The organism is Granulicatella sp. 572.rep1_STHE, assembly GCF_001073445.1.
Lineage (GTDB): Bacteria > Bacillota > Bacilli > Lactobacillales > Aerococcaceae > Granulicatella > Granulicatella adiacens.
On sequence record NZ_JVBO01000030.1, the window covers coordinates 74,172 to 93,724 of the forward strand.

Sequence of the window (19,553 nt, forward strand, 5' to 3'; positions counted from 1 at the left end):
ATGAAGTGCTTCCCCGCCAAGTGAATGACGGGAAGGCAACGAGCTAGACTAAATAATCAAGGAAAGAATAAGGCTACCTTTCAGTAGCCTCAGACTTCCCATCTTACAAAGCAAGATGATTATTACCATCATGACGCTCTTTTCAACCATCGAAAAGTGTTCGATTGAATGTTATATTAAACTAATTCAATGATAACCATTGGTGCAGCATCGCCACGACGAGGTTCTGTTTTAAGAATACGAGTGTATCCACCTTGACGTTCGTTGTAACGAGAAGCTAAATCATTAAATAATTTTTGCAACGCTGTTTCAACAACGATTTTTTCGCCTTCTTCACGAACATCTGCAACTTCGTTACGAACAAATGCAGCTGCTTGACGACGAGCATGTAAGTCACCACGTTTACCTAAAGTAATCATTTTTTCTACAGTAGAACGAATTTCTTTAGCACGAGCTTCAGTAGTAACGATACGTTCGTTAATAATTAAGTCTGTTGTCAAGTCACGTAGTAACGCTTTACGTTGTGAACTTGTACGTCCTAATTTACGATAAGCCATTTTATAATATTCCTCCTTCTTAAGAGTTTCTATTAGTCTTCACGACGTAAGTCTAAATTTAAATCGATTAGTTTTTGTTTTACTTCTTCAAGAGATTTACGACCTAAGTTACGAACTTTGATCATTTCAGCTTCTGATTTGCTTGTTAATTCATGAACTGTATTAATTCCAGCACGTTTCAAGCAGTTATAAGAACGAACTGATAAATCTAATTCTTCAATAGTCATTTCAAGAAGACGTTCTTTTTGAGTTTCTTCTTTTTCGACCATGATTTCCATAGGAAGTGCTTCATTTGTTAAGTTAACAAAAATATTCAAGTGTTCTGTTAAAATACGAGCTGCTAAACTAATAGCATCTTGAGGTGCGATAGAACCATCTGTCCATACATCAAGAGTTAGTTTATCATAAACATTTTTTTGACCAATACGAGTGTTCTCTACTTGGTAGTTCACTTTACTAATCGGAGTATAAATAGAATCAATTGGAATAACACCAATTGGCATATTTTCAGATTTATTGTAATCAGAGCGAACATACCCACGACCATTTTTAGCGTTCATACGAACATGGAAGTGATGACCTTCTGCTACTGTACAAATGTATAAATCAGGGTTTAGAACTTGAATGTCGCTATCGTGTTTGATATCGCCTGCAGTTACAACTGCTGGTCCTTTAACATCAATTTCTAATACTTTATTTTCATCTTCACCGAAAGATTTAAGCGCAATTTTTTTAATATTTAAAATGATTGCAGCTACATCTTCAACTACGCCATCTATTGTTGAAAATTCATGTAAAACGCCATCCATTTGGATATCTGTTACTGCAGTACCAGGGAGTGACGATAATAAGATTCGGCGTAATGAATTCCCTAAGGTAGTACCATAACCGCGTTCAAGTGGCTCAACAACGAATTTACCAAATTTTGCATCTTCGCTGACTTCAATCGTCTCAATTTTTGGTTTTTCAATTTCGATCATGTTTTTTACCCCTTTCAAAACGTTCGTTCAATGTGCGATTGTCCGACAAAATTCAACAATAACAATCCATTACACACGACGGCGTTTTGGAGGACGACATCCATTATGAGGGATTGGTGTTACGTCACGAATTGCTGTCACTTCTAAACCTGTAGCTTGTAATGAACGAATAGCAGCTTCACGACCTGAACCAGGACCTTTAACAGAAACTTCTACAGTTTTCATTCCGTGCTCCATTGAACCTTTTGCAGCAGATTCAGCAGCCATTTGAGCAGCAAATGGTGTTGATTTTTTAGAACCTTTAAATCCTAAAGCACCTGCAGAAGACCATGAAACAGCATTACCATGAACGTCTGTAATCATAACAATTGTATTATTAAATGTTGAACGGATGTGTGCTACACCAGATTCAATATTCTTTTTCACGCGGCGTTTGCGTACAACTTTCTTTGCCATGAAGAATTAACCTCCTTCTTCTCTAAATTATTTTTTCTTACCTGCAATAGCCTTAGCTGGGCCTTTACGAGTACGAGCATTATTTTTTGTATTTTGTCCACGAACTGGTAAACCACGACGATGGCGAACTCCACGGTATGAACCGATTTCCATCAAACGTTTGATGTTCAAGTTCACTTCACGACGTAAGTCACCTTCAATTTTTAGTTTATCCACTTCAGCACGGATACGGTCTAACTCATCATTCGTTAAATCGCGAACACGAGTATCTTCATTTACATTAGCAGCTGCTAAAATTTGTTTTGAAGTAGTAACACCGATACCGTAAATATAGGTTAAAGAAATAACAACACGTTTTTCACGTGGAATATCCACACCTGCAATACGAGCCATACTAATGAGTACCTCCTTATATATTATCCTTGACGTTGTTTATGTTTGGGATTTTGACAAATCACCATAACTTTACCATTGCGTTTAATAACTTTACATTTTTCGCAAATTGGTTTTACTGATGCTCTAACTTTCATTTAAGTTCCCTCCTCTATTTCATTAACGGAGTCCATTATTTAAAGCGATACGTGATTCTTCCACGCGTTAAATCATACGGTGATAATTCAACCGTAACTTTATCGCCTGGTAAAATTTTAATGTAGTGCATCCGGATTTTTCCAGACACATGCGCTAAAACCTCATGACCATTTTCAAGTTCGACCTTGAACATCGCATTTGGTAATGTTTCATTAACAATACCTTCAATTTCAATTACGTCTTCCTTTGCCATGTCTTATCCTCCTTACTTGTAATAAGTTTTTACGGATTATTTGACGGACTTCTACCGTTATCTAACTTTCTAAGTATACCATTTCAGCTACAATAAATGCAAGATAACAGGCAGAGTTTAGCGAGGTTCTCCCATAATTGATTGAATCGTTTGGAATAGATTGTCAATTCCACTTTCGCCATCTACATTACGTAATATGCCTTTTGCTTTATAGTAGTTTAAGATTGGTTTTGATTGTTCGATATTAATTTGAATTCGATTTTCCACTGTTTCAGGCTTATCGTCTTCACGTTGGTAAAAATCGTGAGACCCACAACGATCACATGTTCCTTCTACTTTAGGTGGATTATTTGTTTTGTGATATGTTGATCCACAGTTACGACAAATAATTCTTCCTGTTAGACGTTGCATTAAGATCTCAGGGTTCACTTCAATATTAATCACTGCATCAATTGAGCGATTTAAATCTTGCATGATTTTATCAAGTGCTTCCGCTTGAGCTTGAGTACGTGGGAAACCGTCCAATAAGAATCCTTTTTCTGTATCGGCTTGTTGTAAACGTTCCTTTACAATGCCGTTTGTCACTTCATCAGGTACTAATTCGCCTTTATCCATGAATGATTTAGCTTTAAGACCTAATTCAGTTTGTTGTTGCATAGCAGCACGGAACATATCTCCTGTTGAAATATGTGGAATTCCGTATGTAGCAACAATCTTTTCAGCTTGAGTGCCTTTACCTGCACCAGGTAAGCCCATTAAAATAATGTTCATAGTTGCCTCCTAGAATCATAACTGAGGAACTGACAAAACGCATTTCTGCATCTTGTCAATCAATCCGTTATTCCTCAATAAATCCTTTATACTTACGCTTAATCGTACGACCTTCAATTTGACGGCTGATTTCTAAAGCAACCCCGACAACGATTAGAAGGTTTGTACCACCTAGCATCAATCCTCTTGGTAAGTTCCACAATGCTGCAGCCACCATAGGAAGAATTGAAATACCTCCTAAGTAAAGAGCACCTACTGTACTCAATCGTAGTAATGTACTTGAAACAAATGATTCAGTATCTTTACCTGGACGAACACTTAGGATGTAACCACCAGATTTTTGTAAGTTTTCTGCTACTTTCTCAGGGTTTACCTGAACGAAAGCATAGAAGAATGTAAATACAACAATTAACACTGTGTATAATGTTGCACCAGCAGGCTTAGTAAAATCAAAAATGTTAGTTGCAATTTGGTACCAGCCAGACTCACTATGATCATTAGCATAAAGACTTAAAATCGTTGATGGTAATGTCATAAATGAACTAGCAAAGATAACAGGAATTACCCCTGCAGAGTTGATTTTTAATGGTAACCAAGATGTTTCACTTGATCCTGTTGCACGTTTTGAGTAGGAAATTGGTAAGCGACGTTGTGCTTGCTCAATATAAACTACTAACATAACGACTAAAACAATCGCTACAATCAATGCAACCGTGAATCCTATTGCACGATATAATTCAGTGTCTGCACGACCTTGAATTTGTTTTACATAGAATTCATAAATATCATGCGGCATTCTTGCTACGATACCTGCGAAGATTAGAACAGAAACACCATTTCCAATCCCCTTAACGGTTATCATGTCCCCTAACCATGTAAGGAACATTGAACCAGCTGTTAACACAAGCGCAATCATTAAAAATGTTTTAATTCCTGGATTATTAATTAGGCCATAATTTGACCAAACGTTAAATCCGAATGAAATTGCATAAGCTTGGAAAAATCCAATCACAATTGTTAAATATCTCGTTGCTGTATTTAATTTACGACGACCTACTTCCCCTTGTTTAGACCATTCAACGAATGTCGGTAAGAGATCCATTTGTAACAATTGAACAACAATCGAAGCAGTGATATATGGTGAAACTCCCATTGAGAATAATGAGAAGTTTGATAACGCACCACCGCTAAATGTATTTAACAACCCGAAGATTCCTGTAGTTGCAAATGTTTGAATTGCTCCAGCATTTACACCAGGAACCGTTACTTGTGATCCAATACGAAAGATAATTAGAATCATCAATGTGAATAATAGACGATTTCTAATTTCCTTCATTTGAACAGCATTTTTTAGTAGAGTGAACATTAGATCACCTCTACAGTTCCACCTGCAGCTTCAATAGCTTCTTTTGCTGCTTGCGAGAATTTATTTGCTTTTACAGTTAACTTACGTTCAAGTTTACCATTAGCTAACACTTTGATACCGTCTTTTTCGTTTTTAACGATACCAGCCTCAACTAGTACAGCCGCAGTTACTTCTTGACCATCTTCAAAACGATTTAATGTTTCAAGATTTACAACTGCATATTCTTTACGATTAATATTTTGGAAACCACGTTTTGGAATACGACGGAACAATGGAGTTTGTCCACCTTCGAATCCTAATCTAACGCCACCGCCTGAACGAGCTTTTTGACCTTTGCTTCCGCGTCCAGCAGTTTTACCATTTCCTGAACCTTGACCTCTACCAACACGGTTACGTTCTTTACGAGAACCTTCAGCTGGTTGTAATTCATGAAGTTTCATGTTCTGGGCACCTCCTCTTATAAGTTTTAAATTAAACTTCCTCAACATCCACTAAATGTGAAACTGTGTTAACCATACCTTTAATTGCTACGTTAGCTGGTTTAACAACTGTTGAACGAATTTTTGTTAAGCCTAATGCTTTACAAGTATCGATTTGGTTTTGAGGACGTCCAATCAAGCTTTTCTTTAAAGTAATCTTTAATTCTGCCATTATAATGTCCTCCTTATCCTAAAAGTTCTTCAACTGATTTGCCACGTAAAGCAGCAACATCTTCAACACGTTTTAATTGTTTTAATCCTTCGATTGTAGCACGAACCATGTTAACTGGTGTGTTAGAACCTAAAGATTTTGAAGTTACGTCTGAAATACCTGCTAATTCAACAACGGCACGAACTGGTCCACCTGCAGCAATTCCTGAACCGGCTTGAGCTGGTTTTAACAATACGTTACCACCGCAGAAACGACCGATAACTTCGTGAGGAATTGTAGAACCACTAGTTGGAACTTCAATAAGGTTTTTCTTAGCATCTTCAATAGCTTTACGAATAGCTTCTGGTACTTCTTGAGCTTTACCAGTACCGAAACCAACATGTCCATTATGGTCACCGACAACTACTAAAGCAGCAAAACGTAAACGACGTCCACCTTTTACAACTTTTGTAACGCGGTTAATCGCAACAACACGATCTTCTAATTCTAAGTTTCTTGCATCAACTTTAACCATGAATTGTGGATCCTCCTTTTCCTAGAATACTAGTCCATTTTCACGTGCTGCTTCAGCTAAAGCTTTTACACGTCCATGGTATAAGTATCCACCACGGTCAAAGACTACTTTCTTAATATTTTTTTCAAGTCCGCGTTCTGCGATTAATTTACCTACAGCAGAAGCTTCCTCAGTTTTTGTTCCGTTTTCTACATTAGTATCTAAAGTAGAGGCACTTGCTAGCGTCACACCCGCTACGTCATCAATTAATTGAGCGTAGATGTTTTTGTTAGAACGAAAAACGTTCAAGCGTGGGCACTCAGCAGTACCAGAAATTTTGCGACGAACACGTGCGTGACGAGTTTGACGCACTTTATTTTTGTCTGGTTTTGTAATCACAATTTTCACCTCTTATTAATTAATCATGCTGCATCAAGCGCAACAAAAGGTAAATAATCACTAAAATTATTTACCTGTTTTACCTTCTTTACGACGTACAAATTCATCAACGTAACGAATTCCTTTACCTTTATAAGGTTCTGGAGGACGTACGCCACGAATGTTAGCAGCTAATTCGCCAACTTTTTGTTTGTCATAACCTTTAACGATTACTTTTGTATTTGAAGGAACTTCGATTTCGATACCTTCTTCTGGAGTAAACTCCACTGGATGAGAATATCCAACGTTTAATACAAGTTTTTTACCTTGTAATTGAGCACGATACCCAACCCCGATTAATTCCAATTCTTTTTGGAATCCATCAGTAACACCAACTACCATGTTGTTGAATACTGCGCGAGTTGTTCCGTGGATTGTTTTGTTTTCTTTTGAATCATCTGGACGAGTGAATACTACTTCACCTTCGCGTTGTTCTAAAGAAATGTTTTGGTTGAATGTATAAGTTAATTCACCTTTAGGACCTTTTACAGTAACTGTATTGTCCTTTAAGTCTACTGTTACTCCTGCAGGAATAACGACTGGTTTATTTCCGATACGGCTCACTTGGCTGCACCTCCTTATTTTCTAGATTACCAAACGTATGCTAGAACTTCTCCACCTACGTTTTTAGCTCTTGCTTCTTTATCTGTGATAACACCTTCAGATGTTGACACAATTGCAATTCCTAAACCATTTAATACTTTAGGAACTTCACCTGTTTTAGCATAAACACGTAAACCAGGTTTAGAAATACGTTTCAATCCTGTGATTACACGTTCGTTATTTTTTCCATATTTCAAGAACACTTTCATGATGCCTTGTTTGCCATCTTCTTCAACTGAGAAATCTTTGATGAATCCTTCAGATTTTAAGATGTTTGCAATAGCAACTTTCATGTTTGATGACGGAACTTCTAGTGATTCGTGACGAACCATGTTCGCGTTACGAATACGAGTTAAGAAATCCGCGATTGGATCTGTCATAACCATTAATGAGTACCTCCTTTATCAAGTAGTAATGATTACCAACTTGCTTTCTTCATTCCTGGGATTTGCCCTTTATAGGCAAGCTCACGTAAACAAATACGGCAAAGTTTGAATTTACGATAAACTGAATGTGGTCGACCACAACGTTCACAACGAGTATATTCTTGAGTTGAATATTTTTTTGGACGTTTGTTCTTTGCGATCATTGATTTTTTAGCCAAACTACTCGCCTCCTGTGAGTTTAATTTTTATTTTTGGAAAGGCATTCCAAGTTGAGTTAATAATTCTTTTGCTTCTTCGTCTGTATTAGCTGTTGTTACGATAACAATATCCATACCACGAACTTTGTCTACGCGATCGTAGTCAATTTCTGGGAAGATTAATTGTTCTTTAACACCTAATGTGTAGTTACCGCGTCCATCAAAAGATTTTTTAGAAATCCCACGGAAGTCACGTACACGAGGTAATGAAACTGTTACTAACTTGTCTAAGAAGTCATACATACGTTCACCACGTAAAGTAACTTTAGTTCCGATTGGCATACCTTCACGTAAACGGAAACCAGCGATTGATTTCTTCGCAGTTGTTACAACTGGTTTTTGACCAGAGATTAATGTTAACTCTTCAACTGCTTTTTCTAAGTTTTTAGCGTTAGATGTTGCATCACCAACACCCATATTAATAACGATTTTTTCTACTTTTGGTACTTCCATAACTGATTTGTAGTTAAATTTTTCAATTAATGAAGGTACTACTTCGTTTTTGTATTTTGCATTTAAGCGATTCATGCAGGATGGTCCTCCTTCCTCAAATTACTGAATTATGCTTTATTACGACCTTTAGGTACACGTACCTTTTCACCGTTTTCTACTTTAAAGCCTGTACGAGTTGCTTTACCTGTAGTTGGGTCTACGAACATTACGTTTGAAACATGAATTGGAGCTTCCACTTCAACGATTCCCCCTGTTTGGTTCGCTTGAGATGGTTTTTGATGTTTCTTAACAATGTTAACACCTTCAACGATTACACGGTCTTTCTTAGGAAAACTTTTTAAGATTTTTCCTTCTTTACCTTTGTCTTTACCTGAGATTACTTTTACGATATCACCAGTTTTAACGTGCATGTGTTACACCTCCTTCGATTTTGATGAGAATTATAATACTTCTGGAGCTAATGAAACGATCTTCATGTAGTTGTTATCACGTAATTCACGTGCAACTGGTCCAAAGATACGTGTTCCACGAGGGCTCTTGTCATCACGAATGATTACACATGCATTTTCGTCGAACTTAATGTATGAACCGTCTTTACGACGTGCACCTGATTTAGTACGAACGATTACAGCTTTAACGACATCCCCTTTTTTAACAACTCCACCTGGTGTTGCTTGTTTAACGGATGCAACGATTACGTCACCGATATTAGCTGTTTTGCGGCCAGATCCGCCTAGAACTCTAATTGTTAACACTTCACGAGCGCCTGAGTTGTCAGCCACTTTTAGTCGAGTTTCTGTTTGAATCACTATTGGTTCCTCCTTTCAAATGTATACACAATTGAAATTAAATAATTACTGCTTCTTCAACAATTTCAACTAAGCGGAAACGTTTTGTTTTTGACAATGGACGAGTTTCCATAATCTTAACAATGTCCCCAACTTTTGCTGAGTTATTTTCATCATGAGCTACAAATTTTTTCGTATATTTAACACGTTTACCGTAAGTTGAGTGACGTTTGTAAGTTTCAATTGCAACTACTAACGTTTTGTCCATCTTATCTGAAACAACGCGTCCTTGATATACTTTACGTTGGTTACGTTCTACAGTCATGTTCATTGCCTCCTTTGCTGATGATTATTTTTGCAATTCTTCTTGACGCAATGCAGTCTTGATACGCGCAATTTGTTTACGTACTTCACGAATGCGTGCTGTACCTTCTAATTGCCCTGTAGCAAGTTGGAATCGTAAGTTGAATAGTTCTTGTTTTAATTCGTTTTCTTTTTCAACAAGTTCAGCAGTGGATAACCCTTTAAGTTCTTTCTTAAGTTCATTAACCTTCATTCGATTCACCACCATTTTCTTCGCGTTTCACAAATTTTGTTTTAACTGGCAATTTGTGTGATGCCAAACGTAAAGCTTCGCGTGCTACTTCTTCTGATACGCCAGCGATTTCGAACATCACTTTACCGCGTTTAACTGGTGCTACCCAACCTTCAGGTGCCCCTTTACCAGAACCCATACGAACCCCGATAGCTTTAGCTGTGTATGATTTGTGAGGGAAAATTTTGATCCATACTTTCCCACCACGTTTCATGTAACGTGTCATAGCGATACGTGCTGCTTCGATTTGACGGTTTGTAATCCAGTGAGATTCTGTTGCTTGTAAACCGTATGTACCGAATACTACTTCTTTACCACCTTTAGCTTCCCCGCGCATTTTTCCACGGAACTCACGACGGTGTTTTACACGTTTTGGTACTAACATGTTTATTTCCCTCCTTTCTCAGAGTTTTTGTTCTTTCTTGTTGGTAATACTTCATCACGGTAAATCCAAGTTTTAACACCTAATTTTCCGTATGTTGTATCTGCTTCTTCCCATGCGTAGTCAATGTCCGCACGTAATGTATGCAATGGAACTGTTCCTTCTGAATAGCTTTCAGAACGAGCGATATCAGCACCGTTTAAACGACCTGAAACCATAGTTTTGATTCCTTTAGCACCAGCGCGCATTGTACGTTGGATTGCTTGTTTTTGTGCACGACGGAAAGCGATACGACGTTCTAAGTCGCGAGCGATTCCTTCAGCAACTAATTTAGCATCTAAATCAGGTTTTTTGATTTCAACAATGTTGATGTGAACTCGTTTACCTGTTAGTTTGTTTAAGTTTGTACGTAATTTATCTACTTCAGATCCACCTTTACCAATTACCATACCTGGTTTAGCTGTGTGGATTGAAACATTAACACGATTAGCAGCACGTTCAATTTCAATAGTTGAAACGCTAGCTTCGTTTAATTGTTTACGGATATAATCACGGATTTTTAAATCTTCATGCAAGAATTCTGCGAAATCTTTTTCTGCGTACCATTTTGAATCCCAGTCACGGATGATTCCGACACGCATTCCTAATGGATGAATTTTTTGACCCACTGATTATCCCTCCTTCTTCTCTGATACCACTACAGTGATGTGGCTTGTGCGTTTTAAGATTTGTGAAGCTGAACCTTTAGCACGTGGACGGAAACGTTTCATTGTTGGCCCTTCGTTCACGTAAGCTTCACTTACATATAAGTTTTCAACATCTAAGTCGAAATTGTGTTCAGCGTTAGCAATTGCAGACATTAAAACTTTTTCTACGATTGGTGATGCAGAACGTGGTGTGAATTTCAAGATTGAAATTGCGTCACCGATTTTTTTACCTCTAATTAGATCGACAACAAGGCGAGCTTTACGAGGTGCAATACGAACTGTTTTAGCAACTGCTTTAGCAGATGTGATTTGTTCTGACATTTTTCAAGTCCTCCCCTCGTTATTTGCGTTTAGATTTCTTATCGTCATTCACGTGACCACGGTATGTTCTTGTAGGTGCAAATTCACCTAATTTATGTCCTACCATGTCTTCTTGAATATAAACTGGAACATGTTTTCTGCCGTCATATACAGCAATTGTTTGTCCAACAAAGTTTGGGAAAATTGTTGAACGGCGAGACCAAGTTTTGATCACAACTTTTTTGTCGCTACCTTGAGCAGCTTCAACCTTTTTCATCAAATGTTCATCGACGAAAGGTCCTTTTTTCAAACTACGACCCATTACGGAAATCCTCCTTCCAAGAATTTAATAGAATCAGATTTGTTATCTAGTTATTAATTATTTTTTACGACCACGAACAATAAGCTTGTTAGAACGAGCTTTCTTGCTACGAGTTTTGTATCCAAGAGCTGGTTTACCCCATGGAGATACAGGTGTTGGACGTCCGATAGGAGCGCGACCTTCACCACCACCGTGTGGGTGATCGTTAGGGTTCATTACAGAACCACGAACTGTTGGGCGTTTACGTTTCCAACGAGAACGTCCTGCTTTACCGAAGTTAATTAATTCGTGTTGTTCGTTACCAACTGTACCAACTGTAGCGCGGCAAGTTGAAAGAATCATACGAACTTCACCTGAGTTCAAACGAACTAAAGTGTATTTACCTTCTTGACCAAGTACTTGAGCACTTGTACCAGCTGAACGAACTAATTGTCCGCCTTTACCTGGTTTTGTTTCAATGTTGTGGATTACAGTACCGACTGGAATGTTTGCTAATGGTAAAGCATTACCTACTTTAATATCAGCATGTTCTCCTGATTCGATACGTTGTCCTACTTGTAAACCTTTTGGAGCAATGATATATGCTTTAACACCATCTACATAGTGAATTAATGCAATGTTTGCTGTACGGTTTGGATCGTACTCGATTGAGTGAACGACACCTTCAACGTTATCTTTGTTACGTTTGAAGTCGATCACACGGTAAGCACGTTTGTGTCCGCCACCTTGGTGACGTACAGTGATTTTACCTTGGCTGTTACGACCAGCGTTGTTTTTTGATGATTCCAACAAAGTTTTTTCTGGTGTTGACTTTGTGATTTCGCTGAAGTCATAACCTGTCATATTACGACGGCCGTTTGAGGTTGGATTATATTTTTTAATCGCCACGTCTATTTCCTCCTATTATAATAGTAGTTTTTCATTCTGAAGATTAAGCTTCTTCAGCGAATAATTGAATATCTTTTGAATCTTTTGTAAGCTTCACAATTGCTTTACGACGTTTGTTAGTGTAACCACCGTAGCGGCCAACACGTTTGAATTTAGCACGTACATTTAAGATGTTAACTTTTTCAACTTTAACACCAAAAATTTCTTCTACGGCTTGACGTACTTGAATTTTGTTAGCACGTACATCAACTTCAAAAGTGTATTTCTTTTCGTCAGTAGCAAGCATTGAAGCTTCAGTAATGATAGGGCGTTTGATTACGTCACGTGCATCCATTATTGAAGTCCCTCCTCTACTTTAGAAAGAGCTGCTTTTGTGAATAATAGTTTGTCGTTGTTTACAACGTCTAATACAGTAACATCTGTTTCGTCAACGATTGTTACGTTTGGAATGTTACGAGCTGATAATAATGCGAAATCGTTTGAAGATTCTACAACTACTAACACTTTTGTATCTACGTTTAAGTTAGACAATACTTGTGCAAACTCTTTAGTTTTTGGTGCGTCAAATTGTAATGCTTCCACTACAACAAGCTTGTTATCCAATACTTTTTGTGATAATACTGATTTAATCGCTAAGCGACGTACTTTTTTAGGTAATTTGTAACTATATGAACGAGGTGTTGGTCCGAATACAATACCTCCGCCACGCCATTGTGGTGAACGGATTGATCCTTGACGAGCACGACCAGTTCCTTTTTGGCGCCATGGTTTACGGCCGCCTCCGCTTACTGCACTACGGTTTTTAACAGCGTGTGTTCCTTGACGTAATGAAGCGCGTTGCATGATTACTGCGTCGAATACTACATTTTCATTTGGTTCAATTCCGAAGATATCTGAGTTTAATTCGATTTCTCCGTTTGTTGTTCCATCTTGTTTAAATAATGTAACTTTTGTCATTCTCTCGTTCCTCCTTCCCTATTTATTATTTAGATTTAATTGCTGTTTTAATTTCTACTAATGATTTCTTAGATCCAGGTACGTTACCTTTGATTAAGATTACATTGCGTTCTGCATCAACTTTCACTACTTCTAAGTTTTGAATAGCGATACGGTCGCCACCCATTTGTCCAGGTAATGCTTTACCTTTGAAAACGCGTGATGGGAATGATGCTCCACCCATTGAACCAGGACGACGGTGGTAACGAGAACCGTGAGCCATTGGTCCGCGAGATTGTCCATGACGTTTGATAGCACCTTGGAAACCTTTCCCTTTAGATGTACCTGTTACGTCAACGATGTCTCCTGCTTTGAATACATCAACTGTAATTTCTTGTCCTACTTCGTACTCGCTAAGCTCGACATTGTTGAATTCACGAATGAAGCGCTTAGGAGTAGCATTTGCTTTTGCTACATGACCTTTAGCAGGGCGATTTGATAAAACTTCACGTAAGTCGTCGAAACCTAATTGAACAGCTTCGTAACCGTCGTTTTCGATTGTTTTTAATTGAAGAACAACGTTTGGAGTTACTTCAACTACTGTTACAGGAATAAGTTCACCTGCTTCTGTAAAGTATTGAGTCATCCCTACTTTTTTGCCTAAGATTCCTTTGGTCATGGTTACACCTCCATTTTTCTATTTATTATAATTTGATTTCGATGTCAACACCGCTTGGTAAATCAAGCTTCATTAAGGCATCAACAGTTTTTGGCGTTGGATTAACGATGTCGATCAAACGCTTGTGTGTACGCATTTCAAATTGTTCGCGAGAATCTTTATATTTGTGAGTCGCACGAATAACTGTGTAAAGCGATCTTTCTGTTGGCAATGGAATTGGACCAGCTACGCTAGCACCAGTTCTTTTTGCTGTTTCTACGATTTTTTCCGCTGATTGATCAAGCGCACGATGTTCGTAAGCTTTCAAACGGATACGGATTTTTTGTTTTGCCATTGTCTTTCCTCCTTCGTCTAATGTTGTCATAAGACTAGCTCCACGCGAATTTCCGACTTAACCCTTTCGTGGCAAAGCGTCCGGGCGTGTCGCAACCTCTCGTTTCATAGCTCCCCTTCCTAATTTAAGAGGGGGTATGCTGCTTCAAAATTTACATTCCTCTGCGGCACTTTTAATAGTATACAAGATTCTCTTTTTGATTGCAAGTGAAAACCGTTGATTTAACAACATTTATTTATGCACACGCGCCCGTGTGTTTCATTTTGGTTTAAAATCTTTACAAATGTTGTTAAATCAACGTTTTTAAGTGTTTAGCCTTATTTTTGATTTCCGCTTCCAATTGTCTGACATTTTATTTTAAAAAATTTTAATAAAAAAAGACTATCCAAAAAGGATAGTCTTGAAAATTTAATTTAAAAAATTATTTTTCGATAGCAGCTACTGAACCAGCACCTACAGTACGTCCACCTTCACGGATAGAGAACTTAGTACCAGCTTCGATCGCTACTGGGTGAATTAATTCAACTTCCATAGTTACGTTATCACCAGGCATTACCATTTCAACGCCTTCTGGTAACACACAAACACCAGTGATGTCTGTTGTACGGAAGTAGAATTGAGGACGGTAGTTTGAGAAGAATGGAGTATGACGTCCACCTTCTTCTTTAGTTAATACGTAAACTTCAGCTTTGAATTTAGTATGTGGAGTGATTGTTCCTGGTTTAGCAAGAACTTGTCCACGTTCGATGTTGTCACGTGTAACACCACGTAATAATGTACCAATGTTATCCCCTGCTTCAGCGTAGTCTAACAATTTACGGAACATTTCAACACCAGTTACAGTTGTTTTTGAAGTTTCTTCTGAAATACCAACGATTTCAACTTCGTCACCAACACGAACTTGTCCACGTTCAACACGACCTGTAGCAACTGTACCACGACCTGTGATTGAGAACACGTCTTCAACTGGCATCATGAATGGTTTGTCAACGTCACGTTCTGGAGTTGGAATGTATTCGTCAACAGCAGCCATTAATTCTAAGATTTTTTCTTCGTATGAAGCGTCGCCTTCTAAAGCGCGTAAAGCAGAACCTGCAACAACTGGAGTGTCATCGCCTGGGAAATCGTATTCTGATAATAAGTCACGAACTTCCATTTCTACTAATTCTAATAATTCTTCATCGTCAACCATGTCAACTTTGTTTAAGAATACAACGATGTAAGGAACACCTACTTGACGTGATAATAAGATGTGTTCACGTGTTTGTGGCATTGGACCATCAGCTGCAGATACTACTAAGATAGCACCATCCATTTGAGCAGCACCAGTGATCATGTTTTTAACGTAGTCCGCGTGTCCTGGGCAGTCAACGTGAGCGTAGTGACGAGTGTCAGTTTCGTACTCAACGTGAGAAGTGTTGATTGTGATACCACGTTCGCGTTCTTCTGGAGCTTTATCGATTGAACCGTAATCTTGAGCTTGCGCGAAACCTTTCTTAGCTAAAACAGTTGTGATAGCAGCAGTTAATGTTGTTTTACCGTGGTCAACGTGGCCGATTGTACCAATGTTAACGTGTGGTTTTGAACGGTCAAATTTTTCTTTTGCCATTTAAATGATTCCTCCTATTAATTGAGTTTTGTTAGATTCTATAACAGTATCTACCGATTGTAATTATACCAAAGAACTCTCTTAAAAATCAACTGGTTATGACTGACATAACCAGTCGATAGCGTTCATTTGGTAGTTATCAAATGGGGTGGAGATTATTCTCCGTTACCACCATTTTTCTTGATGATTTCTTCTGCAATGCTCTTAGGAACATCTTCATAGTGGTCAAATGTCATACTGAAAGTACCACGACCTTGTGTTGCAGAACGTAATGTAGTTGCGTAACCGAACATTTCTGATAAAGGAATCATACCTTTAACGATTTGTGCGTTACCACGAACTTCAGAACCTTCAACACGTCCACGACGAGCGTTAACGTGTCCCATTACATCTCCGAAGTATTCTTCAGGAACTGTGATTTCAACAGCCATCATAGGTTCTAAGATAGCAGGTTGAGCTTTCTTAGCAGCAGCTTTCAATGCCATAGAAGCAGCAACTTTGAAGGCTGTTTCAGATGAATCGACATCATGGTAGCTTCCATCATAAAGTTTAGCTTTGATGTCCACTAATGGATAACCAGCTAATACCCCGTTTTCCATAGCGTCTTTCAATCCAGCTTCAACTGCAGGGATGTATTCACGAGGAACGACCCCACCGACAATAGCGTTTTCGAATTCGAATCCAGCGCCTTCTTCGTTAGGAGTAAATTCAATCCATACGTGACCGTATTGACCTTTACCACCTGATTGACGAACGAATTTACCTTCAGCTTGTGTAGAAGCACGGAATGTTTCACGGTAAGATACTTGAGGAGCACCTACGTTAGCTTCTACTTTGAACTCACGACGCATACGGTCAACGATGATATCCAAGTGTAACTCACCCATACCAGCGATAACTGTTTCACCAGTTTCTTGGTTAGTGTAAGCACGGAATGTTGGATCTTCTTCTGCAAGTTTTTGTAAAGCAATACCCATTTTATCTTGGTCAGCTTTTGATTTAGGTTCAATAGCAACCTCGATAACTGGATCAGGGAATTCCATTGATTCTAAGATAACTTCAGCTTTTTCATCACATAATGTGTCCCCTGTAGTTGTATCTTTAAGACCAACTGCAGCAGCGATGTCTCCTGAGAATACTTCTGGAATTTCTTGACGAGAGTTCGCGTGCATTTGTAGGATACGTCCTACACGTTCACGTTTACCTTTCGTTGAGTTTTTAACGTATGAACCTGATTGTAAAGTACCAGAGTACACACGGAAGAATGTTAAACGACCTACGAATGGGTCAGTCATAACTTTGAAGGCCAATGCTGAGAATGGTTCTTCATCAGATGAATGACGTTCTGTTTCTTGGTCTGTGTTAGGGTCGATACCTTTAATTGAAGGAACATCTAATGGAGATGGTAAGTAGTCAACTACTGCATCTAACATTAATTGTACCCCTTTGTTTTTGAAGGCAGAACCACATAATACTGGGTAGAATTCTACCGCACATGTAGCTTTACGGATAGCTGCTTTTAATTCAGCTTCTGTAATTTCATCACCTTCTAAATAGCGTTCCATTAATTCTTCATCAGTTTCAGCAACTGCTTCCACTAATTTTTCACGCCATTCTTCAGCTAAATCTTGTAAATCTTCAGGAATATCTGTTTCTTGGATATCTGTACCTAAGTCATTTGTATAGATTTCAGCTTTCATTTTAATTAAGTCAATGATACCAGTGAAGTTGTCTTCAGCTCCGATTGGTAATTGAATTGGGTGTGCATTTGCTTGTAAACGTTCGTGGATTGTACGTACTGAATATAAGAAGTCAGCACCGATTTTATCCATTTTGTTTGCAAATACGATACGTGGAACTCCGTATGTTGTAGCTTGACGCCATACAGTTTCTGTTTGAGGTTCTACCCCAGATTGAGCATCAAGTACAGCTACCGCACCATCTAATACACGTAGAGAACGTTCTACTTCAACTGTGAAGTCCACGTGCCCTGGAGTGTCGATGATGTTGATACGGTGGCCTTTCCATTGTGCTGTTGTAGCAGCAGATGTAATAGTGATACCACGTTCTTGTTCTTGTTCCATCCAGTCCATTTGTGAAGCTCCTTCGTGAGTTTCACCAATTTTGTGGATTTTACCAGTGTAATAAAGTACACGCTCAGTCGTTGTAGTTTTACCTGCATCGATGTGGGCCATGATACCGATATTACGAGTATTTTCAAGAGAGAATTCTCTTTTTGCCATCTTCGTTCTACACCTCTTTCTATATTTCTAACAATAAGTGAGACCAAAAAGGTTGAAAAACCTTTTTAATCTTACCAACGATAGTGAGCAAACGCTTTGTTCGCTTCAGCCATTTTATGTGTATCTTCACGTTTCTTAACAGAAGCACCAGTGTTGTTCGCAGCATCCATAATTTCTTTAGCTAAACGAACTTCCATTGTGTCTTCACCACGTAGACGTGAGTAGTTTACTAACCAACGTAAACCTAATGTAGTACGACGGTCTGGACGAACTTCCACAGGAACTTGGTAGTTAGAACCCCCTACACGACGAGCTTTAACTTCAAGAACAGGCATAATGTTTTTCATAGCTTGTTCGAAAACTTCCATTGGATCGTTTCCAGTTTTTTCTTTAACGATATCAAATGCGTTATATAAGATTGTTGCAGCTTTACCACGTTTTCCATCTACCATTAAACGGTTGATTAAACGAGTAACTAGTTTTGAATTATAAATTGGATCAGGTAATACATCACGTTTTGCGACAGGACCTTTACGAGGCATTTATAATCCTCCTTTCATTTAATGAGTGTTTATTTATTATTTGTTTTTAGGACGTTTAGTACCGTATTTAGAACGACCTTGCATACGGTTGTTAACTCCTGCAGTGTCTAAAGCACCACGAATGATATGGTAACGTACCCCTGGTAAGTCTTTTACACGTCCACCGCGGATTAATACAACGCTATGTTCTTGTAAGTTGTGACCGATACCTGGAATGTACGCAGTTACTTCGATTAAGTTAGATAAACGTACACGGGCATATTTACGTAACGCTGAGTTAGGTTTTTTAGGTGTCATAGTACCTACACGAGTACATACACCACGTTTTTGTGGAGAGTTTGTATTCGTTTGTGATTTTTTGAAACTGTTATAGCCTTTACCTAACGCTGGAGAAGCTGATTTCTCAACTGCTGATTTACGAGGTTTACGGACTAATTGGTTAATAGTTGGCATTAAGCTCTTCCTCCTTCCCTAACGGGTTCTTCTTGGTCCACACTTCCGGGCGGACCATTTTTTGTTAAAAATTAAAAGACATCGCTGTCTCATAAAATGGCCTTCTTACCAGTCAGCACGACTGATTTGATTACTTATCAGGAATCAGGTATAAAAGCACCTCTAATAGAATATCATTTCTCCTTCAACTCGTCAAGAATTTTCTTAAGAGAAAATGTTCCCTTTTATTCGGTACAATCTATATAGAAGAAACTTACTCCACAAATAAATATCCACCGGCTTAGCCGGTGGATATTTATTCGATTATTTATTGTTGTTAAAGAAAAACATCCACTCTCCGCGTCTTATAATAAGCATCTCTTCGGCCTTCATACAATTGTACTCCGTCTTTTTCAAAAAGTTTAGCTCCTATAATACTCTCCATTGCTATATTAGCTGAATCCTTCTTCAATTTATCCTTAGGACGTGAAATAATCAGGTTCTTTGTTTTTCTGTCACTCCCTTTGAATCGTAAATGCAGTTTCTTCTCAACAAATGTATGTTGTGTCATAATTTTCCCTCCTCATTTCTATTCATAATC

Annotated in this window: 34 protein-coding genes; all 34 read right to left on the reverse strand. The window is 38.4% G+C overall.

What is annotated here, in order from left to right; genetic code table 11:
* Positions 1-176: 176 nt before the first annotated feature.
* Entirely contained in the window at positions 177-557 is a 381-nt protein-coding gene (gene rplQ / locus ADH99_RS07045; protein WP_005607436.1) for a 50S ribosomal protein L17, read from the reverse strand.
* A gap of 32 nt (positions 558-589) precedes the next feature.
* A complete protein-coding gene (locus ADH99_RS07050) occupies positions 590-1,537 on the reverse strand; it encodes a DNA-directed RNA polymerase subunit alpha (RefSeq protein ID WP_049555342.1) in 948 nt (315 codons plus the stop codon).
* 69 nt (positions 1,538-1,606) lie between these two features.
* Positions 1,607-1,993 carry a 30S ribosomal protein S11 gene (gene rpsK, locus ADH99_RS07055; RefSeq protein ID WP_005607440.1) on the reverse strand — a complete coding sequence of 129 codons (387 nt, stop codon included), beginning with the start codon at positions 1,991-1,993 and terminating at the stop codon, positions 1,607-1,609.
* Positions 1,994-2,020: 27 nt separating this feature from the next.
* Entirely contained in the window at positions 2,021-2,386 is a 366-nt protein-coding gene (rpsM, locus tag ADH99_RS07060; RefSeq protein ID WP_049555343.1) for a 30S ribosomal protein S13, read from the reverse strand.
* Positions 2,387-2,409: 23 nt separating this feature from the next.
* Positions 2,410-2,523, reverse strand: a complete 114-nt coding sequence (gene rpmJ / locus ADH99_RS07065; protein WP_005607444.1) for a 50S ribosomal protein L36 — start codon at positions 2,521-2,523, stop codon at positions 2,410-2,412.
* 35 nt (positions 2,524-2,558) lie between these two features.
* On the reverse strand, positions 2,559-2,777 hold the full coding sequence (gene infA, locus ADH99_RS07070; RefSeq protein ID WP_005607446.1) for a translation initiation factor IF-1: 219 nt from the start codon (positions 2,775-2,777) through the stop codon (positions 2,559-2,561).
* 117 nt (positions 2,778-2,894) lie between these two features.
* Positions 2,895-3,548 carry an adenylate kinase gene (locus ADH99_RS07075; RefSeq protein ID WP_049555344.1) on the reverse strand — a complete coding sequence of 218 codons (654 nt, stop codon included), beginning with the start codon at positions 3,546-3,548 and terminating at the stop codon, positions 2,895-2,897.
* A gap of 67 nt (positions 3,549-3,615) precedes the next feature.
* Entirely contained in the window at positions 3,616-4,914 is a 1,299-nt protein-coding gene (secY, locus tag ADH99_RS07080; protein WP_005607449.1) for a preprotein translocase subunit SecY, read from the reverse strand.
* Positions 4,914-5,354, reverse strand: coding sequence for a 50S ribosomal protein L15 (gene rplO / locus ADH99_RS07085; RefSeq protein ID WP_039849224.1), 441 nt, complete (start codon positions 5,352-5,354; stop codon positions 4,914-4,916). Before rplO ends, secY begins: the two co-directional genes overlap by 1 nt.
* A gap of 31 nt (positions 5,355-5,385) precedes the next feature.
* Positions 5,386-5,565 (reverse strand): 50S ribosomal protein L30, encoded by a 180-nt coding sequence (rpmD, locus tag ADH99_RS07090; RefSeq protein WP_005607451.1) that lies wholly within the window; start codon positions 5,563-5,565, stop codon positions 5,386-5,388.
* Between the two features lie 13 nt (positions 5,566-5,578).
* Positions 5,579-6,079, reverse strand: a complete 501-nt coding sequence (gene rpsE / locus ADH99_RS07095) for a 30S ribosomal protein S5 (protein ID WP_049555345.1) — start codon at positions 6,077-6,079, stop codon at positions 5,579-5,581.
* Positions 6,080-6,100: 21 nt separating this feature from the next.
* A complete protein-coding gene (gene rplR / locus ADH99_RS07100; protein ID WP_039849225.1) occupies positions 6,101-6,457 on the reverse strand; it encodes a 50S ribosomal protein L18 in 357 nt (118 codons plus the stop codon).
* A 66-nt stretch (positions 6,458-6,523) separates the two neighbouring features.
* A complete protein-coding gene (gene rplF, locus ADH99_RS07105) occupies positions 6,524-7,060 on the reverse strand; it encodes a 50S ribosomal protein L6 (RefSeq protein ID WP_049555346.1) in 537 nt (178 codons plus the stop codon).
* Between the two features lie 26 nt (positions 7,061-7,086).
* Complete coding sequence (rpsH, locus tag ADH99_RS07110) at positions 7,087-7,485, reverse strand: 30S ribosomal protein S8 (protein ID WP_005607457.1); 399 nt, start codon at positions 7,483-7,485, stop codon at positions 7,087-7,089.
* A gap of 32 nt (positions 7,486-7,517) precedes the next feature.
* The gene (locus ADH99_RS07115; RefSeq protein ID WP_005607459.1) at positions 7,518-7,703 is read right to left on the reverse strand and encodes a type Z 30S ribosomal protein S14; all 186 of its coding nucleotides are present in this window, start codon (positions 7,701-7,703) and stop codon (positions 7,518-7,520) included.
* Between the two features lie 27 nt (positions 7,704-7,730).
* Complete coding sequence (gene rplE, locus ADH99_RS07120) at positions 7,731-8,270, reverse strand: 50S ribosomal protein L5 (RefSeq protein WP_048710355.1); 540 nt, start codon at positions 8,268-8,270, stop codon at positions 7,731-7,733.
* A 32-nt stretch (positions 8,271-8,302) separates the two neighbouring features.
* Complete coding sequence (gene rplX / locus ADH99_RS07125) at positions 8,303-8,605, reverse strand: 50S ribosomal protein L24 (protein WP_048710358.1); 303 nt, start codon at positions 8,603-8,605, stop codon at positions 8,303-8,305.
* Between the two features lie 30 nt (positions 8,606-8,635).
* Positions 8,636-9,004, reverse strand: coding sequence for a 50S ribosomal protein L14 (gene rplN / locus ADH99_RS07130; RefSeq protein ID WP_005607465.1), 369 nt, complete (start codon positions 9,002-9,004; stop codon positions 8,636-8,638).
* Between the two features lie 37 nt (positions 9,005-9,041).
* Positions 9,042-9,308: a 30S ribosomal protein S17 gene (rpsQ, locus tag ADH99_RS07135; protein WP_039849226.1), complete on the reverse strand. Its 267-nt coding sequence runs from the start codon at positions 9,306-9,308 to the stop codon at positions 9,042-9,044.
* 24 nt (positions 9,309-9,332) lie between these two features.
* Entirely contained in the window at positions 9,333-9,539 is a 207-nt protein-coding gene (rpmC, locus tag ADH99_RS07140) for a 50S ribosomal protein L29 (RefSeq protein WP_005607469.1), read from the reverse strand.
* Entirely contained in the window at positions 9,529-9,963 is a 435-nt protein-coding gene (gene rplP, locus ADH99_RS07145; RefSeq protein WP_005607470.1) for a 50S ribosomal protein L16, read from the reverse strand. Before rplP ends, rpmC begins: the two co-directional genes overlap by 11 nt.
* Positions 9,964-9,965: 2 nt before the next feature.
* Positions 9,966-10,628 (reverse strand): 30S ribosomal protein S3, encoded by a 663-nt coding sequence (gene rpsC, locus ADH99_RS07150; protein WP_005607471.1) that lies wholly within the window; start codon positions 10,626-10,628, stop codon positions 9,966-9,968.
* Between the two features lie 3 nt (positions 10,629-10,631).
* Complete coding sequence (gene rplV, locus ADH99_RS07155) at positions 10,632-10,988, reverse strand: 50S ribosomal protein L22 (RefSeq protein WP_005607473.1); 357 nt, start codon at positions 10,986-10,988, stop codon at positions 10,632-10,634.
* A 19-nt stretch (positions 10,989-11,007) separates the two neighbouring features.
* Positions 11,008-11,289: a 30S ribosomal protein S19 gene (rpsS, locus tag ADH99_RS07160; RefSeq protein WP_005607475.1), complete on the reverse strand. Its 282-nt coding sequence runs from the start codon at positions 11,287-11,289 to the stop codon at positions 11,008-11,010.
* A 57-nt stretch (positions 11,290-11,346) separates the two neighbouring features.
* Entirely contained in the window at positions 11,347-12,177 is an 831-nt protein-coding gene (gene rplB, locus ADH99_RS07165) for a 50S ribosomal protein L2 (RefSeq protein ID WP_039849227.1), read from the reverse strand.
* A gap of 43 nt (positions 12,178-12,220) precedes the next feature.
* Positions 12,221-12,511 carry a 50S ribosomal protein L23 gene (rplW, locus tag ADH99_RS07170; protein WP_005607479.1) on the reverse strand — a complete coding sequence of 97 codons (291 nt, stop codon included), beginning with the start codon at positions 12,509-12,511 and terminating at the stop codon, positions 12,221-12,223.
* Entirely contained in the window at positions 12,511-13,134 is a 624-nt protein-coding gene (gene rplD, locus ADH99_RS07175) for a 50S ribosomal protein L4 (RefSeq protein WP_005607481.1), read from the reverse strand. Before rplD ends, rplW begins: the two co-directional genes overlap by 1 nt.
* A 25-nt stretch (positions 13,135-13,159) precedes the next feature.
* On the reverse strand, positions 13,160-13,792 hold the full coding sequence (gene rplC, locus ADH99_RS07180; protein WP_049555347.1) for a 50S ribosomal protein L3: 633 nt from the start codon (positions 13,790-13,792) through the stop codon (positions 13,160-13,162).
* 25 nt (positions 13,793-13,817) lie between these two features.
* Positions 13,818-14,126, reverse strand: coding sequence for a 30S ribosomal protein S10 (gene rpsJ / locus ADH99_RS07185; protein ID WP_039849279.1), 309 nt, complete (start codon positions 14,124-14,126; stop codon positions 13,818-13,820).
* Positions 14,127-14,547: 421 nt separating this feature from the next.
* Positions 14,548-15,735 (reverse strand): elongation factor Tu, encoded by a 1,188-nt coding sequence (gene tuf, locus ADH99_RS07190; protein WP_005607487.1) that lies wholly within the window; start codon positions 15,733-15,735, stop codon positions 14,548-14,550.
* A 155-nt stretch (positions 15,736-15,890) separates the two neighbouring features.
* Entirely contained in the window at positions 15,891-17,978 is a 2,088-nt protein-coding gene (gene fusA, locus ADH99_RS07195; RefSeq protein WP_049555348.1) for an elongation factor G, read from the reverse strand.
* Between the two features lie 71 nt (positions 17,979-18,049).
* Entirely contained in the window at positions 18,050-18,520 is a 471-nt protein-coding gene (gene rpsG, locus ADH99_RS07200) for a 30S ribosomal protein S7 (RefSeq protein ID WP_005607491.1), read from the reverse strand.
* Between the two features lie 36 nt (positions 18,521-18,556).
* Positions 18,557-18,973 (reverse strand): 30S ribosomal protein S12, encoded by a 417-nt coding sequence (gene rpsL / locus ADH99_RS07205; RefSeq protein WP_049555349.1) that lies wholly within the window; start codon positions 18,971-18,973, stop codon positions 18,557-18,559.
* A gap of 316 nt (positions 18,974-19,289) precedes the next feature.
* Positions 19,290-19,523 (reverse strand): DUF2922 domain-containing protein, encoded by a 234-nt coding sequence (locus tag ADH99_RS07210; protein WP_049555350.1) that lies wholly within the window; start codon positions 19,521-19,523, stop codon positions 19,290-19,292.
* Between the last annotated feature and the right edge of the window lie 30 nt (positions 19,524-19,553).